This window comes from Caballeronia sp. LZ035 (genome assembly GCF_031451175.1).
Taxonomy (GTDB): Bacteria; Pseudomonadota; Gammaproteobacteria; order Burkholderiales; family Burkholderiaceae; genus Caballeronia.
Genome location: NZ_JARUXS010000011.1, coordinates 1 through 16654 on the forward strand (window position 1 = coordinate 1; position 16654 = coordinate 16654).

The 16654-nt window shown below is 63.9% G+C and carries 16 protein-coding genes and 2 pseudogenes; 4 read left to right on the plus strand and 14 right to left on the minus strand.

Annotation, left to right across the window (positions count from 1 at the left end; translation table 11 throughout):
- A pseudogene (gene sdhB / locus QCE88_RS41075) lies at window positions 1–103 on the plus strand (succinate dehydrogenase iron-sulfur subunit); the annotation flags it as partial.
- 140 nt (window positions 104–243) lie between these two features.
- Window positions 244–1437, plus strand: a complete 1194-nt coding sequence (locus QCE88_RS41080) for an amidohydrolase family protein (RefSeq protein ID WP_309911735.1) — start codon at window positions 244–246, stop codon at window positions 1435–1437.
- A 7-nt stretch (window positions 1438–1444) separates the two neighbouring features.
- Here the strand turns inward: QCE88_RS41080 and QCE88_RS41085 are convergent, their stop codons facing one another.
- The 13 genes from QCE88_RS41085 to QCE88_RS41145 all read right to left on the minus strand — a co-directional run bounded on the left by QCE88_RS41085 (window position 1445) and on the right by QCE88_RS41145 (window position 12552).
- Entirely contained in the window at window positions 1445–2281 is an 837-nt protein-coding gene (locus QCE88_RS41085) for a bifunctional allantoicase/(S)-ureidoglycine aminohydrolase (RefSeq protein ID WP_309911736.1), read from the minus strand.
- Between the two features lie 124 nt (window positions 2282–2405).
- The gene (locus QCE88_RS41090; protein ID WP_309911737.1) at window positions 2406–2798 is read right to left on the minus strand and encodes a hypothetical protein; all 393 of its coding nucleotides are present in this window, start codon (window positions 2796–2798) and stop codon (window positions 2406–2408) included.
- Between the two features lie 64 nt (window positions 2799–2862).
- Window positions 2863–3531: an RraA family protein gene (locus QCE88_RS41095; RefSeq protein ID WP_309911738.1), complete on the minus strand. Its 669-nt coding sequence runs from the start codon at window positions 3529–3531 to the stop codon at window positions 2863–2865.
- On the minus strand, window positions 3528–4571 hold the full coding sequence (locus tag QCE88_RS41100) for an amidohydrolase family protein (RefSeq protein ID WP_309911739.1): 1044 nt from the start codon (window positions 4569–4571) through the stop codon (window positions 3528–3530). Before QCE88_RS41100 ends, QCE88_RS41095 begins: the two co-directional genes overlap by 4 nt.
- A gap of 29 nt (window positions 4572–4600) precedes the next feature.
- A complete protein-coding gene (locus QCE88_RS41105; RefSeq protein WP_309911740.1) occupies window positions 4601–5923 on the minus strand; it encodes an MFS transporter in 1323 nt (440 codons plus the stop codon).
- A 184-nt stretch (window positions 5924–6107) separates the two neighbouring features.
- Complete coding sequence (locus QCE88_RS41110) at window positions 6108–7007, minus strand: LysR family transcriptional regulator (protein ID WP_309911741.1); 900 nt, start codon at window positions 7005–7007, stop codon at window positions 6108–6110.
- A 62-nt stretch (window positions 7008–7069) separates the two neighbouring features.
- A complete protein-coding gene (gene argE / locus QCE88_RS41115; protein WP_309911743.1) occupies window positions 7070–8206 on the minus strand; it encodes an acetylornithine deacetylase in 1137 nt (378 codons plus the stop codon).
- Window positions 8203–8616, minus strand: coding sequence for a RidA family protein (locus QCE88_RS41120; RefSeq protein ID WP_309911744.1), 414 nt, complete (start codon window positions 8614–8616; stop codon window positions 8203–8205). The genes argE and QCE88_RS41120 overlap by 4 nt, the downstream gene beginning before the upstream one ends.
- 22 nt (window positions 8617–8638) lie before the next feature.
- Entirely contained in the window at window positions 8639–9379 is a 741-nt protein-coding gene (locus QCE88_RS41125) for an amino acid ABC transporter ATP-binding protein (protein WP_309911745.1), read from the minus strand.
- Window positions 9376–10335 (minus strand): agmatinase, encoded by a 960-nt coding sequence (locus QCE88_RS41130; RefSeq protein ID WP_309834071.1) that lies wholly within the window; start codon window positions 10333–10335, stop codon window positions 9376–9378. Before QCE88_RS41130 ends, QCE88_RS41125 begins: the two co-directional genes overlap by 4 nt.
- 28 nt (window positions 10336–10363) lie before the next feature.
- Entirely contained in the window at window positions 10364–11026 is a 663-nt protein-coding gene (locus tag QCE88_RS41135; RefSeq protein WP_309911747.1) for an amino acid ABC transporter permease, read from the minus strand.
- Window positions 11016–11696 (minus strand): amino acid ABC transporter permease, encoded by a 681-nt coding sequence (locus tag QCE88_RS41140; protein WP_309911748.1) that lies wholly within the window; start codon window positions 11694–11696, stop codon window positions 11016–11018. The genes QCE88_RS41135 and QCE88_RS41140 overlap by 11 nt, the downstream gene beginning before the upstream one ends.
- A 4-nt stretch (window positions 11697–11700) precedes the next feature.
- On the minus strand, window positions 11701–12552 hold the full coding sequence (locus QCE88_RS41145) for a substrate-binding domain-containing protein (RefSeq protein WP_309911749.1): 852 nt from the start codon (window positions 12550–12552) through the stop codon (window positions 11701–11703).
- Window positions 12553–12701: 149 nt separating this feature from the next.
- Between QCE88_RS41145 and QCE88_RS41150 the strand changes: the two are divergent.
- A pseudogene (locus QCE88_RS41150) lies at window positions 12702–13607 on the plus strand (LysR family transcriptional regulator).
- Between the two features lie 18 nt (window positions 13608–13625).
- On the opposite strand, the gene QCE88_RS41155 reads toward QCE88_RS41150, so the two are convergent.
- On the minus strand, window positions 13626–13994 hold the full coding sequence (locus QCE88_RS41155; RefSeq protein ID WP_309911751.1) for a hypothetical protein: 369 nt from the start codon (window positions 13992–13994) through the stop codon (window positions 13626–13628).
- Window positions 13995–14515: 521 nt separating this feature from the next.
- Here QCE88_RS41155 and QCE88_RS41160 point away from each other — a divergent pair.
- Complete coding sequence (locus QCE88_RS41160; RefSeq protein WP_309911753.1) at window positions 14516–16582, plus strand: EAL domain-containing protein; 2067 nt, start codon at window positions 14516–14518, stop codon at window positions 16580–16582.
- Window positions 16583–16654: the final 72 nt, after the last annotated feature.

Here is a 16654-nt window from a genome sequence, read left to right on the forward strand (position 1 = left end):
TTGCCACACGATCATGAATTGCGTCGACGTGTGCCCGAAGGGGCTCAACCCGACCAAGGCGATCGGCAAGATCAAGGAATTGATGGTGCGCCGGGCGGTTTAAGGCACGGCATCGAACGTGAAAGACGCGAAAGGCGCGGCCCCTCAAAAGGCCGCGCCTTTTTGTTTGATACGCGCCAGCAGTGCTTCTGGTCCGGCAGAGTACTATTCCCGCTTACGAAGCCAACCGTTCCAGGTGCGTTCATGCCGCGCTCACTTCATCTCAGCAACCTTCGCCTGGCCGATGGCCAGCGCGTGTCCGTCACCATCGAAGACAAGCGCATTGCAGCGCTCGGCCCTGACCTTGCCACGCCGCCCGGCATGCCGGTTGAAGACGGCGGTAGCGCGTTGCTGCTGCCGGGGTTCGTCGAGGGACACACGCATCTCGACAAGACCCACTGGGGACTTCCGTGGTATCGCAACGAAGTGGGCCCGTTGCTGACCGACCGCATCAGTAACGAGCGCGCGTGGCGCAGCACGTCGGGGCATAGCGCCGAAACTCAATCACTCGCACTCGCGCATGCATTCGTGCAAGCCGGGACCACGCGGCTGCGCACGCACGTGGACATCGATACCGATGCGGGCCTGCGCCATCTCGAAGGCGTACTCGCCACGCGCGACACCTTGCGCGAGATGCTCGACATGCAGATCGTCGCGTTTCCGCAGTCGGGCATGCTGATCCGTCCGGGCACGGCCGAACTGCTCGACCGCGCGCTTGCCGCAGGAGCGGACGTGCTCGGCGCACTCGATCCCGCCTTGATCGACCGCGATCCGGTTGCCTCGCTGAACACGACATTCGCGCTCGCGCAACGCCATGGCAAGCCCATCGACATTCATTTGCACGAACCCGGCGAAGTGGGCGCATTCACGCTGCGGCTGCTGCTGGATCGCGTCGAGGCGACGGCCATGCAGGGGCAAATCGTCATCAGCCATGGCTTCTGTTTGGGCGCGTTGCCGGAGCGCGAGCGCGATACCTTGCTGGATCGCATCGCGCATCTGCGAGTCGCATTGATGACGAGCGCGCCGCCGTCGGTTACCGTGCCTCCCTTGAAAACATGCGTCGACAAGGGCATTACGATATTTGGCGGCAACGACGGCATACGCGACACCTGGACGCCCTACGGCGTACCCGACATGCTCGAACGCGCGATGCTGATCGGCATGCGCTACGACCTGCGGCGCGACGACGATCTGCAACTTGCGTTCGATACCGTCAGCGAGGCCGGAGCACGCGGCTGCGGCTTTGTGGACTATGGCCTGCGCGTCGGCGCGCGCGCGGACCTCGTGCTGGTCGATGCGGAGTCCGTCGCACAGGCGGTCGTCGCGCGGCCGACGCGCAAGCTCGTGATGGCGAACGGGCGCATCGTCGCGCGCGACGGCAAACGCGTCGCGTCCTGAAGCGCTATCAGCGCCGCGCGCCGAGCGTGAGCTTCACGTGGCGGTTGACGTCCTTGTACAACAGATAGCGGAAGCGCCCCGGTCCGCCTGAATAGCACGCCTGCGGACAGAAGGCGCGCAGCCACATGAAGTCGCCTGCCTCGACTTCGACCCAGTCCTGATTCAGCCGATACACCGCCTTGCCTTCCAGCACGTAAAGACCGTGTTCCATCACATGCGTTTCCGCGAATGGAATCACGCCGCCCGGCTGGAACGTGACGATGTTCACGTGCATGTCGTGACGAATGTCCTCGGGATCGACGAAACGCGTCGTCACCCAGCGTCCTTCGGTGCCCGGCATTGGAATCGGCTCGACGTCCAGTTCATTGGTCACGAAGGCGTCGGGAAGCGGCAGGCCATCGACGGCTTCATAGTGCTTGCGCAGCCAGTGAAAGCGCGCGGCATCCTGATGACGATTGCGCAACTGCCATGACACCCCCGGCGGAATGAACGCATAGCCACCGGGCTTGAGCACATGCAGCGCGCCCTGCAGCGTCAGTTCGATCTCGCCTTCGACGATGAACAACACGCCTTCGGCATCGGGGTCCTGCTCGGGCTGCTCGCTGCCGCCGCCGGGCGCGACTTCCATGATGTATTGCGAGAACGTCTCGGCGAATCCGGTCAGCGGGCGCGCCAGAACCCATAGACGCGTCTTGTCCCAGAACGGCAGATAACTGGTGACGATGTCGCGCATCACGCCTTTCGGAATGACGGCATAGGCTTCGGTGAACATCGCACGGTCGGTCAGGAGTTCGGTCTGCGCCGGATGGCCGCCATGCGGCGCATAGTAGGGTTGGCTTGACATACGAGAGTCTCCGTAAGGGTGGACGTCGCATGCGCGTGGCGGAGCCGTGATCGTTGCGCCGTGCCGCGCATCGAACCATCATAGTCTTTTCGGCGCGTCTCGATGGCGCCTTCGCGATGACCGCTTACAGCGGGACGTCCTCGATCAGGGCGAGGCGCAATGCGCGAATGCGGCGATCCACGAAGTAGCCGCCGCCTTCCGTGTAACGCAGATAGAGACGCCCGCAGACCGAGCAGCCCCATACGCCGCAGCGGTTATACGGGAAGTAGCGCGGCGCGATGGGCGCCTCCGCTGACCAGTACTGGATCTTGTTGGGCAGATACTCGGCGAACGTGGGCTCGGGATCGTCTTGCGGCCACAAGGTGCCGATCTCGCGCAACAGCGATTCGTCGAGAGAAAGCGGCTGGGACTGCCAGCCCTCGAGCGGCGTCTTTGTGCAGGTGCACGGGCCGGGATCGCCAGCTTCGGCGTGTCGTGCGAGTTCGATGAGTGCTGCAGTGTCCAGAGTGTCGGGCATGACGCGTGAAGTCGAAGAGGCGAACGCGTCATGATGCGCGCGCGGGCGTGGGTTCGGCAAGCCCTCAGCCGTTCATCATCCGGTCACGCTGCGCCGCAACCCATGCGCGATCGAAGCGGCCTTGCACGATGGCTTCGAGCTGAGCCGCTTCCTTCGCCGCCTGCTTGCGCGCGCCTGCGATGACCGCTTCGACATCGCCGGGCGCGATCGCCAGCACGCCGTCCTCGTCACCGACGACGATATCGCCCGGATGCACCACCATGCCGCCCACCGTCACCGGCACGTTGATCTCGCCGGGTCCGTTCTTGTAGGGACCGCGATGCGTGACGCCGCGCGCATACACCGGAAAATCACGCTGGCTCAGCGCGCCGACATCGCGGATCGCGCCATCGATCACGAGGCCCTGCACGCCGAGGCTCGCGGCATAGCTCGCCATGATCTCGCCCATCAGCGCCTGCGTGAGTTCGCCTGCGCCATCGATCACGAGTACGTCGCCGGGGCGGCAGTAATCGAACGCGCGATGAATCGCGAGGTTGTCGCCGCCGCGCGTGCGCACCGTGACCGCGGTGCCGGCCATCGGCCGCGGACGATGATACGGACGCAGCCCGGTCGTGCCGCTCACGCGGGCCATGTTGTCGCTGAGGAGCGAGACGGCGAGTTCGCGCAACGCGTCGAGCGTCGCGGGGCTCGCCTGTACTGCCGATTCATGTTCGTGCCAGCCGGCCGGGTTCATGTCGTTGCTCCTTCGATGGATTGTTGTTGTCGGTCGAGCTGCGCGTTGAGACGTCCATACACAGCCCGCGCGTTGTCTTCGTAAATGCGCTGACGGTCCGCATCGGCGAGCCATTCGATTGCGTCGATATAGCGGCGCGTATCGTCGTAATGGTGACCGGTCTCGGGATCGATGCCCTGCACCGCGCCGATCGTCTCCGATGCAAACAGAATGTTCTTCGCCGGGATCACCTTGGCGAGCAGTTCGGCGCCGGGCTGGTGATAGACACAGGTATCGAAGAACACGTTGTTGAGCAGATACTCAGTGAGCAGCGGCCGCTTCATGTCCTGCGCGAGTCCGCGATAGCGTCCCCAGTGATAGGGCACCGCGCCGCCGCCGTGCGGGATGATGAACTTGAGCGTCGGGAAGTCGGCGAACAGATCGGCGCTCAGCAACTGCATGAACGCGGACGTATCGCCGTTGATGTAATGCGCGCCTGTTGCATGGAAGTTCGGGTTGCACGATGAAGAGACGTGGATCATGGCCGGCACGTCGAGCTCGACCATCGCTTCATAGAGCGGATACCAGGACCGGTCTGTGAGCGGCAGGCCGGACCAGTGCCCGCCCGATGGATCCGGGTTCAGATTGCAGCCGATGAAGCCCAGTTCTTCCACGCAGCGTCGCAGTTCGGCGATGCAATTGTCCGGCGCCACACCGGGCGCCTGCGGTAACTGGCATACGCCGACGAAGTTACGTGGAAACAACTCGACCACGCGATGCACGAGGTCGTTGCATGCGCCCGACCAGACCGCGTTGGCTTCGGCTGTTGCGAGGTGATGGCCCATGCCGGCGGCGCGCGGCGAGAAGATCGTGAGATCGGTGCCGCGTTCGCGCTGGATGCGCAACTGTCCGCCTTCGATGCTCGCGCGAATCTCGTCATCGGATACGGTGGGCAGCGGAGGCGGCGTATGGCCGTCCTTCAGCGCGGCGATCTGTTTGGCGCGCCACGCTTCGTGCTGCGGAGGCGAGGTCGTGTAGTGGCCATGGCAATCGATGATCATGCGTAAGGTCCGTTGCGTTGAGTGCGAATTCAGGTGCGCGCGGCGGAGTCGCCGGCGGGCAGGGAGGAGGCTTCGTCGTCGGCGGGCTTGACGCGCATCACCAGCGCGATCACGGTGGCCACCACGAGGAACGCCGCGATGGTCAGCAACGCGAGCTTGAAGTTGCCCGTGGCGTTGCGCACGAGGCCGATGCTCCATGGCCCGACCAGCCCGCCGAACTGCGCGATGGTGTTGATGAGCGCGATGGTGGCCGCGCCCGCTGCGCCGGTGCGGAACGACGACGCGAGACTCCAGAACAGCGGATTGCCTGCGTAGATGAAGAGCCCGGTCACGCACAGCAGCACATAGGCGATGACGGGATTCGGCGCATAGGCACTGCCCGCGATGGCTACGGCGCTCATGCCATAGACGAAGGCGAGATGCTTCTTGCGGTCGCCGGTGCGGTCGGAGCTGCGGCTGATGATGAAGGTGCCGAGCACGCCCAGGAGCGGCGGCGCGGCCGAGAGAAAGCCGACTTCGATGTTGCTCAGATGCCCAAGGCTCTTGACGATCTGCGGCAGCCACAGAAAGAGCCCATAGATGCCGACCAGCGCGCAGCCGAACAGGCACGCGAGGCTCCAGACGCGAATGTCGCCCGCGACGCGCAACAGCGGGAAGTGCGTCGCGCCGCCCACGGCTTCGCGTTCGGCGGCGAGCGTGGTTTCGAGCCACTGCTTTTCGTCGTCGCGCAGCCAGTCGGCTTCAGCGGGCCGCTCCGTCATGATGCGCAGCGTGAGCAGGCCGAGCAGCATCGCGGGAATGCCTTCGAGGATGAACATCCATTGCCATCCTTGTAGGCCCAGCACGCCGTTCGCGTAGGTCATCAGCATGGTCGAGATCGGGCCGCCGAGCACGGCCGAGAACGACCCCGCGATGATGTAGCCGCCCACCGCGCGTGCACGGTAGCGCAACGGGAACCACTTGGTCAGATACACCGCGACGCCCGGCAGGAAGCCTGCCTCCATCACGCCGAGCGTGAAGCGCAGTACGTAGAAGCTCTTGTCGTCGAAGACGAAGGCGGTTGCGGCGGCCACGGCGCCCCACGTCAGCAGGATGCGGGCAATCCAGCGGCGCGCGCCCACGCGATGCAGCAATAGATTGCTCGGTACTTCGAGCACCATGTAGCCGACGAAAAAGATGCTGCCCGCGAAGCCGAACACGGCCGGACTGAAGCCCAACGCCTTGTTCATGTCGAGCGCCGCGAAGCCGATGTTGATGCGGTCGAGATAGTTGAAGAACATCATTGCGAAGAGCAAGGGCATGAGGCGCCCATAGACCTTTCGCATCGTCGCCGCTTCGTTGAAGGGGGTCATGCCGTCTCCAGGTTCTTTCATCGAATCACGAAGGCTCTGCGGCCCCGCTTTACAAACAGCCTGCGCCGTTCTTGCATTGGGCTGGCTGACGCGCACAGCAAGCCAGCCTGTACGTCCGATCGATGATAAGAAGCGTGGCGGCGCGCGTCCAAGACGCGTTGCTTATGCTTCTATAAGTTTCTGCTTATAGTGCCGGAGAATCGAGGGAGGGCGGAAGGCAGCGCAGGAAGGCGTGCAGATGCGCTGAATCGTCCTCGCTGCGAAAGGTGGCGGCGAGCGTCGACCAGAGCGAAGCGCCGGGGCCCGCGAGCGGGCGGAACACGACATCCGCGCGCCCGTGCCGCGCCACGGATTCTCCGACGAAGGTCACGCCGAGACCGGCGGCAACGAGTGCGATCGCGGTCTGGATTTCATAGGCCTGATGCGCGATGAACGGCGTCACACCCGCATCGCGATAGAGCGACTGCACGGTGTGCTTGAACTGCGCGTTCTGATGCTTCGGATAGACGATGAGCGGGGTATCGGCGAGTTCGGCGATGCGGACTTTCTTGCGTGCCGCGAGCGGATGATCCGGTGAGAGCACGGCTACCACGTGCTCGCGCAACAGCGTGTAGGAGGTGCAGCCCGGGATGTCGAGTGGCTGCCGCCCGATGCCGACATGGATGCGCAGATCGCGCAGGGCGTCGGTCTGCTCCTCGGTGAGCATCTCGAAGAGCTTCAGTTCGACTTCGGGGTAAGCGTGATGAAAGGCTTTGAGTGCGGGTGGGAGGATGCTGTACATCGCGGAGCGCGTGAAGCCGATCGCGAGCCAGCCGCGTCGCCCCACGCCAATCTCCTGTGCGCCGAGGCTCGCCTGTTCCCATGAGCCGAGGATCTGGCGCGCTTCGGTGCAGAGGTAGTGGCCCGCTTCGGTGAGCCGCAGCGGCCGTCGCGCGCGGTCGACGAGTTGCGTGCCGAGGCGGTCTTCCAGCAAGCGGATCTGCTGGCTCAAGGCGGGTTGCGCGATGTGCAGGCGCTCTGCCGCGCGGCTGAAGTTCAGTTCCTCGGCGAGAATCACGAAGCATTGGAGGGATCTGAAGTTCATCGGGGTGTTCCTGGGCGCGGGACCTCATGATGTCACAAGGCCTACCCGACCCGCGCCGCTTGCTACCCCAACCCGCCAACCAGCCGCGCCAGAAACGCATCACACGCATCCAGCTGCGCCAACTCGACATACTCATCCGGCTTGTGTGCAACAGCGATATCGCCAGGACCGCACACCAGCGCCGGCACCGAGAGCCGGGTCGAGAACAACCCGCCTTCCGTACCGAACGCGACCTTGCGCGACTCCGTTCCCGGAGGCAACAGCGCTTCCAGAAAACGCACCGCGTCGCTTGCCACGTGCGTATCGAGGCCGGGATAAGCGTTCACCTCCTCGATCTCCGGCAACGGCGCGCCGCTGTCCGCCACTGCGCGCTGCCGGATGCCGTCGAGAATCGCTTCTGCGCGATCCGCTGCCAGCGTGCGGATCTCGAAGTCCAGCGTGCATTCGTTCGGCACGATATTCAGCGCGCGGCCGCCGTGAATCGTGCCGACGTGAATGGTCGAATAAGGCACGTCGTAGCCATCGTCCTGTGCGCCGTGGTGCGCAAGCTGCTGCTGCGCCGCGCGCATCGCCATGATCCAGTCGGTGGCGACGTGAATCGCGTTCCTGTAGTTCGGCGCGAGGGCCGAATGACCCTCCTCGCCGCAACACACCGCGCGATACGCGGCCTTGCCCTTGTGGCCGGTGGCGATCTGCATCATCGTCGGCTCGCCGACCACGCACAGCTCGGACCGCACCGGCGCGCTCTGCAGCACGTCGATCAGCCGCCGCACGCCCACGCAGCCGATTTCCTCGTCATACGACAACGCAAGTTGCAGCGGCTTCCTGAGCGTGCGCGTCGAGGCATCGAGCATCGCCACGACTGCGCACGCAACGAAGCCTTTCATGTCGGCCGCGCCGCGTCCGTACACCCGCCCGTCGCGCACCGTCGCCTCGAAGGGCGGCACGGTCCAGGGCTGGCCTTCCACCGGCACGACATCGGTATGGCCCGACAGCATCACGCCGGGCACATGCGCCGGCCCCGTGCTCGCGAACAGGTTGGCGCAGGTGCCCTCGTCGTTCCTGACGAGCGTGCAGGCGATCCCCGCCGCGCCGAGCAGCCCCGCGACATGCTCGATCAACGCGAGGTTGGGCGTGCGCGAGATCGTCGGGAAGGCGATCAGCGCCTTCAGCAACTCGGCGCTGCGGCTCGGCATCATGCCGGCTTCACCGCGGTCACGTCGATCTCGACCAGCCACTCGGGCCGCGCGAGCGCCTGCACGACGATGCCCGTCGATACCGGATACACGCCCTTGAGCCAGCGGCCCATCACGTTATAGACGGCCTCGCGATAGCGCGGATCGATGATATAGACCGTCACCTTGCAGATGTCTTCGAGCTTGCTGCCGCATTCGTCGAGCAGCATCTTGACGTTCGCCATCGCCTTCTCGGTCTGCACGGTGACGTCGCCGATGCCCACGGACTCGCGCGTGTCGAGATCCTGGCCGATCTGGCCGCGCAGATAGATCGTGTTGCCGGCGATCACGGCCTGGCAGAGGTCGTTATCGAGCTTCTGTTCCGGATAGGTTTCGCGCGTATTGAACTTGCGGATGCGGGTATGCGTGGTCATGTCGTATCGAAAAAAAGTGGAATCAGTGCTGAAGAATTTTCGAAAGAAAGCGCTTCACCGCAGGACTGGCCGCGTCCTGGAAGAACGCATCGGTCGGGCTGTCCTCGATGATCGCGCCGTCCTCCATGAACACGACGCGATGCGCGACGCGTCGCGCAAAGCCCATCTCGTGCGTCACCACCATCATGGTCATGCCTTCGCGCGCGAGTTCCACCATCACGTCGAGCACCTCGTTCACCATCTCGGGATCGAGCGCGGAGGTCGGTTCGTCGAACAGCATCGCCATGGGGTCCATCGAGAGCGCCCGCGCGATGGCGACGCGCTGCTGCTGGCCGCCCGACAACTGCCCGGGATACTTGTGCGCATGCGCCGAGAGTCCGACGCGATCGAGCAGTTCGCGCGCCTTCTCACGCGCACGAGTCTCGTCGCGGCCCAGCACGATGCGCTGCGCGAGCGTCAGGTTGCGCGTCAGGTCGAGATGCGGAAACAGCTCGAAGTGCTGGAACACCATGCCGACGCGGCTGCGCAGCTTGGGCAGGTTGGTCGACTTCGCGGCGAGCGAGGTGCCGTCGACGAGAATGTCGCCTTTCTGGAACGGCTCCAGCGCATTCACCGTCTTGATGAGCGTCGATTTTCCGGAACCCGATGGCCCGCAGACCACGACGATCTCGCCTTTGTTCACGTGTGTCGAACACTGCTTGAGCACGTGATGCGCGCCATACCATTTGTCGATGCCGCGAATCTCGATGACCGGTGTCGTCATTTGTCGAAATACCCCGCGCGGATCGACGCGCCGATCAGGTTGAGGATCAGGCGGCCTGCCGTGATGCACGAGATCAGGTTCTTGTCGTCCTTCTCCGGCTGGATCTCGACGATGTCCATGCCGACCACGCGCCCTTTCTTCACCAGACCGTGAATCAGCTTGCGCGCCTGCACGAAGGTCACGCCGCCCGGCGCCGGTCCTGCGACCGCCGGCATCACCGAAGGATCGAGACCGTCGGCGTCGATGGTCAGGTAGTAGTTGCCGCCGTCGGGAATGCGGGCAAGCACCGCTTCCATGCCGATGTCATGCAGTTCGTAAGCCGTCACCAGGTCCGCGCCATACGCGCGTGCCGCGACCAGTTCCTCGGGACGTCCGCTGCCCTGGGCGCGCAGACCGATCTGGATGATGCGGTCGACGTGCGCCATTTCGGAGGCGCGGCGGATCGGGCTCGAGAGGCCTTCGCGCACGCCGTTGACATCGTCGCGCCAGTCGAGGTGGGCATCGATATGCACCAGCGTGATCGGGCCTTTCTGGTCGAGACCGCGCAGCACCGGCGTGGTGATGCCGTGATCGCCGCCGAGCACGATGGGCATCGCGCCGCCCGCCGCGATGCGGCGCACCGCTGCTTCGGCACGCGCGTAGTGTTCGCCGGGCTTCGTCAGGTCGGGGATGATGTCGCCGCAATCGACGAAGCGCACATCGGTGCGGCCTTGCAGCAGCGGACCGTCGATGTCGAAGTCATAGTGATAGGGCTTGCGCACCACGCGATCGGTCGCCTGGCGGATCGCCGAGGGTGCGTTGGTCTGGTCGTTGCTGAAGTCGGACGGGTCATAGGGTGCGCCATACGGCATGCCGAGCACGGCGATGTCGGCCTTCAGGTTGTCGATGTCCAGATCGAGTTCCGAGTACAGCAGCGTGGGATGGCCGACGCGCGGCGCGACAGTGTATTGAGTCATGGGTGTCTCCAGAGTGAGGAAAGGCGCGTCAGACATGACGCGTGCGGCGGCCGATCACGGTCTCCAGGCGCCGGCCGACGCCCGCCAGCAGAACGCTGCAGATCCAGTACATCAAGGCCGTCGTGCCGAGCACTTCGACATAGGCGAACGTGTTCGCGGTGAGCAGGTTGCTCTGGTACGTCATCTCCGGCAGGCTCATCACGGAGAAGATGGCGGAGTCCTTGAACATCATGATGACGAGGCTCGTGGTGGGCGGCGTGATGAAGCCGAACAACTGCGGCGCGATGATGTGGCGCTGCGCCTGCCAGAACGTCATGCCGAGGGACAGCGACGCGAAGGTCTGGCCGCGCGGCACGGAGCGCAATGCGGCGCGCAGGATCTCGCAGAAATATCCGCCGGTGTAGAACACCGTGCAGCCGATTGCGACCGTCATCGCCGAGGCCGGCACGCCCAGCTTCGGCAGGCCGAAGAACGCCAGGTACACGAGGATCAGGTACGGAATGTTGCGCACCAGTTCGACGTAGGCGAGCGCCAGGGGCCGCAGCACGGTGCGCGACTGCGCCGCATAGGCCGCGACGATGCCGGCCACGATGCCCAGCGGAATGCCGGTCACGCTGACGAGCGCAGTGATGCGCAATCCTTCGAGCAGCGGGGGAATCGCTTCACGGACGATCGAGAAATCAATGGCCATGGGGAAGCATCCTCGCAACGCGGCGTTCGCACACTCGCGAAGCAGCGGAAATCAGGAACAGGATCACGAAGTACACGGCGGCCGTGATCGCGAAGACCTGCAGCGGCAAGTCGGTTTGCAGCGTTGCGTTGCGCGCGACGGTCGCGAGCTCCGGCACCGCGATGATCGACATCAGCGAGGACGCCTTCAGCAGGATCGTGAATTCGCTGGTGAGCGGCGGAATCGAGCGATAGATCACTTGCGGCAGCAGCACATGACGCCAGACCTGCGCGGTGCGCATGCCTACCGCGTAGCCTGCCGCGCGTTGCCCCCAGGAGATCGTGCCGAGCGCGCCACGCAGGATTTCGACGATATACGCGCTGGTGTTGCAGGCGAGCGCGGCGATTCCCGCCGTGACGGGCGAGACCGAGATATCGAGCAGCGCGGGCACCATGTAATACGCGATCAGCATGTGGATCAGCGCGGGCGTGCCCCGAATCAGGCTGACCCACAGAATGACCAGCGAGCGCAGCGGCGCGAACGGTGAAATGCGCGCAAGCAGCAGCACGATGCCGAGCGCGAGCCCGATCACGAAGGCGCATGCCGACGCGCCCAGCGTGAGCGCCGTGCCGGCCACGACGCCGTCGAGGAAGGGCGCTATGACGCCGCCCGGGTCGATCCAGTCGAACATGGCGTCAGATCGAGCCGGCCGGCAGATAGCCGCTGCGCGGCGTGTCCATCGCGGCGCCGAACCATTTGTTCTGAAGCGCGGCGAGCTTGCCGTCGTTCCGGAAAGTTTCGAGCGAATCGTTGATGAATTTGCGGATCTCGAGATCGTTCGGATTCGCCACCCACGCGAGCAGCTTCGGCTGGCCGATGGTGCCGGCGATGCGGAACGCATTCGGCTGGCGCTTCATCTGCACCGCGGCGATGTTCGAGGGCATCAGCGCAACATCGATGGTCTTGTTCGCCAGCGCGTTCGATACGTCCGGATACGCCTGGAACAGCTTGGTGTCCGCATAGCCCTTGCCGGTCTTGTCCTTCAGTTCCTTCTCGAACTCGGTGGCCACCGGCTGCGACGACGAACCCATCTGCGTGCCGATGATCTTGCCGCCGATGTCGAGATCGCGGTTGATGCTCTTGTCGTCCGCGCGCACCATCAGCACCGAACGCACGACGCCCACCGGCTCGCTGAACGCGAAACGCTTCGCGCGTTCCGGCGTGATGCCGACGCTCGTCGCAACGAAGTCGAACTTGTGCGACATCAGGCCCGGCAGCAGACCCTGGAACGGAAGGTTCATCTGTTCGAGCTTGACGCCGAGTTTCGCCGCCATCAGTTCCAGCACGTCATGCCCATAGCCGACGATCTGGCCGTTCTCGACAAATTCGAACGGCTCGTATGCCGCTTCGGTGCCCACCACCAGCTTGCCGCGCTTCTTGATATCGGCGAGCGTGCCGCCTTCGGCGCGCGCGATGGTCGGCAGCGCCAGCGCGGCGCCCGACGCGAGCGTCGCTTTCACAAAGGATCGTCTGGACCAGTTTTTCATTGCTTTCTCCGCGTGAGGGACGGCTTGAGGGACGCTCGGGGACGAGGCAGCCGAAATGTATGTCGCCATAAAGAGAGTGAAAAATGATTTTTTTATCGGTATGGTTCCGGAAAACGTAACCTTTTTCTGACGCTTTTTTTCTCGTAACCATGTCCGAACGACCCGCCGCCAAACATCCCGTCACCAAGCGCCCCGACTTCAGCGAACGCGACCTGCGCTCGCTGCGCATCTTCTGCTCGGTCGCGCAGGCGAACGGTTTCGCCGCCGCCGAGAAGCAGCTCAACATGTCGAAGGCGTCGATCAGCCGGCATATCCGCGAGGTCGAGGAAACGCTTGGCGCGCGGCTGTGCGAGCGCGGACCGTCCGGTTTCGTGCTCACGCATGCGGGCAAGGTCGCGCTCGAACTCGCACGCGATGCGCTGATGTCGCTCGCGCGCATCCGTCCGGAAATCGATGCGGTGCGCGGCGTGCTGTCCGGAACGCTCGCCATCGGCATGGTCGAGCACATCGTCAGCGACGAAGGCTGTCATCTGCCGGAAGCGCTGGCCGCGTTGAAGGAACTGGCGCCGGACGTGAGCGTGGAATTGCGCGTAATGACCTTCAACGAGCTCGATCTCGCGTTGCGCGAGCGTCGCGTGCAGGTGGCGATTCGCGGCATGTATCGGCGCGAGGCCGGCTTCCACTACCTGCCGCTGTTCATCGAGCGTCAGCAGCTTTATGTGGTCCGCCGCAGTCTCCGCGATGCCGCGACGCTGCCGCTGGTGTATCGCTCGTAACCCTTCGTACACGAGGCGCTCAACACGCTCGGCATGGTGCGCGGGCCGTCGGCTTCGGGTCTCGAAGCGGTCGCGATGCTGGTGCTGTCAGGGCACTATGTCGGCTTGCTGCCGCAGTTCTATGCGGCTTCGTTCGCGAAGCGGCAGGCGCTCGTCAAGGTACCGGGCATGCCGGTGTACGAAAACACGATCAGCGCCATCACCGAGATTTCGCGGCCACGCACGCGTGCGCTCGATCTGTTCCTGGATCTTCTGCAACAACTGCATGGCCATGCGTAGAAGGAGGAGGGTATGTCCTCACACGACGCGATTCATGCGATCGACGACGAGTTCACCGCAGGCGGCAATCGCGCCGGCCACGACCGGAACGAGATGATCGGGCACGCGCCACTCGGCGGCGGTGGTATCGGAGAGCAATTGCTCGGAGAACAGGTGGAAGACTTCGGAGCAGGCAACCTCGGGTCGCGGGTCGCGGCTGCCGTGCTCCCGGTAAAGACAGGCAAAGTGCAATACACACCGGCTGAGTGAAGCGCTGGTCAATTGCGCCCATGAACAATCCTCCCGGCCCGCCAGACTCATCTGCATCTCGCGCACGGTAGCCCACAGCACGCCGGCCAGACGCTCGGGAATCCCGAGATAGCTGTAACCCACGCTTCCGCTTTCCATGATTTCGTTCTCCATCCATACGTCGTGACTGGCGCGACCAATGTGCAATCGTCATGCCGAGTAATGCGTCGGTAAGGCGGGTTTTCTTTTTTAACCACTCGTCCTTTCCGTTACTCGCGTTATGCAGCGGCCGCAAGGCCCGATTCCAGTTCCTTTCGCAAGAGCCACCGATAACATCCTGGGTCATTAATGCAATACGTACGCGCGGGACGAATGGACGTAACACTGTGTGCATGTAACGTAACGAACCCCGTGACGCCCGCCGCGCATGGGTTACGCGGCGCACGTTTTTGGTAAGACAATTGGCATGGAACCTGCGTAAAGCTTTATTCGGAAACAGACCGCTCGACCGTTTCATCAAGGGCTTTTTTAGTGCACGAAAATGCTGTGACAGTTGCGCACGTTCGGTTCAGAATGGCGCGTGCCTCTGTTTCGGAAGCAGATGCGCACGAGGTTGAAGCTGTTCATTCTTGGAACACCGGCAACACACAGCGTTGCTGAAAAAAAGCAATCCGGAATAAATGCTCGCCACTTCCTATAATCCGCTCCTCGTCGTCTGCTCGCTGCTCGTAGCGATCCTGGCTTCCTATACCGCGCTCGACATGGCTGGCCGTGTGGCATCGGCCAAGGGGCTGGCCGGCTATCTCTGGCTCGTCGGCGGCGGCTGTGCAATGGGGCTTGGCATCTGGTCGATGCACTTTGTCGGCATGCTTGCCTTCGACCTGCCCATCCCTGTTGGCTATGATCCGGCCATCACTTTCTTCTCGCTGCTGATCGCCATCGCGGCGTCCACCTTTGCCTTATGGCTCGTCAGCCAGTACGCGCTGCCGTGGCGCCGGCTGATGCTGGGTTCGCTGCTCATGGGCCCTGCCATCGCCGGCATGCACTACACGGGCATGGCCGCAATGCAGATGAACCCGGTCATCGACTATGACTGGAGCCTGGTCGCGCTGTCCGTTGTCATCGCGGTTGCCGCTTCGGGTGCGGGCTTGTGGACGGCCTTTCATATCCGCGGCAGACAGGCCGGAGTGTTCCTGTTTCGCGGCGGCGCGTCGCTGCTGATGGGATCGGCCATCGTCGGCATGCATTACACCGGCATGGCGGCCGCGCATTTTCCGCTGGGCAGCATCTGCGAGGCGGCCAGTCACGGGACCAACACGTCCTGGCTGGCGGCCATCGTGATCGTGGTGACCGTGGCGGTGCTGAGCATCGCGCTGATCGTATCGGTGCTGGAACTCAGGCTCGAACTGCGGACTGCCGCACTCTCCCGGTCGCTCGCGGAGGCCAACAAGGAGCTGATTCATCTCGCCCTGCATGACAGCCTGACCAGGCTGCCCAACCGCGTCCTGCTCGATGACCGCCTGAACCAGCTCATCCAGCAGCACCGGCACTTCACGCTGATGTTCCTGGACCTCGACGGCTTCAAGGCCGTCAACGACGCGTTCGGGCACCAGGTCGGAGACCGCCTGCTGGTCGATGTCTCGCGGCGCATCGGCGCCAGCGTGAGTGCGAATGACACCTTCGCCCGCGTGGGCGGCGACGAGTTCGTCCTGTTGTGCGAGGTCACCCGACCGGCGGACGTGGCGAACATCGCGGCCATGCTGATCCGCATCGTGGAGGAACCTTACTCGGCGGGCGAGCATGAAATCCAGGTGTCGACGAGTATCGGCATTGCCTGTCATCCCGAGCATGGCCGGACCCAGAGCGAGTTGCTGACGAGCGCCGATACGGCGATGTACCGGGCCAAGGCCATGGGTCGCAACAACTACTGCTTCTTCGAGCCCTCGATGCACGCCGACGCCTACGAGCACATGCAGCTGGCGCGTGAGCTGCGCACGGCGCTGTCGGGCGGCGAACTGATCCTGCACTATCAGCCGAAATTCGAGGCGCGGGGCGGTCCCGTGGTAGGGGCAGAGGCACTGCTGCGCTGGAAGCATCCGTCGCGGGGCCTGATGGCGCCGGACGAGTTTCTCTCGATCGCCGAGAAAAGCGGACTGATGGTGCCCATCGGTGAATGGGCCCTCAACGAGGCCTGCCGTCAGATGCGCATCTGGGTCGAGGCAGGGCACACGGACTGGAGCGTCGCCGTGAATCTCTCGGCCACGCAGTTCGTCCACACCAGCCTCGTGCAGGTCGTGCGCCAGGCGCTCGTCCAGCATCGGCTCGAACCGCGCCACCTGATTCTGGAGATCACCGAATCCACCGCGATGCATGACGTCGAAGTCAGTCTCAGCGTGCTGAAGCAGTTGCGCGAGACAGGCGTGCGGATTGCTATCGATGATTTCGGAACGGGTTATTCCAGTCTTCTCTACCTGAAGCGGCTACCTGCCCATGAACTGAAAATCGATCGGGGCTTCATCCGCGATCTGCGGCGCGATACCGAGGACGCGGCCATCGTGGCGGCGATCGTCGCACTGGGACGCACCCTGAATCTGCGCGTCGTTGCGGAGGGCGTCGAAACGGAAGAGCAGCAGGCCTTCCTGGGCCAGCTGGGCTGCGACATGTTGCAGGGTTTTCTGCTGGGACGGCCCATGGCGCCGGAACAGTTCATGAAGACCGTCGAAGCCGGCAGGGTCGTGTCCGATTAGCCCCAGGCAGCCGCTGTCCACCGGAATGGCATCCGAAACGTTAGGATGCGAGGCCGTTCCGGAAAAAACCGG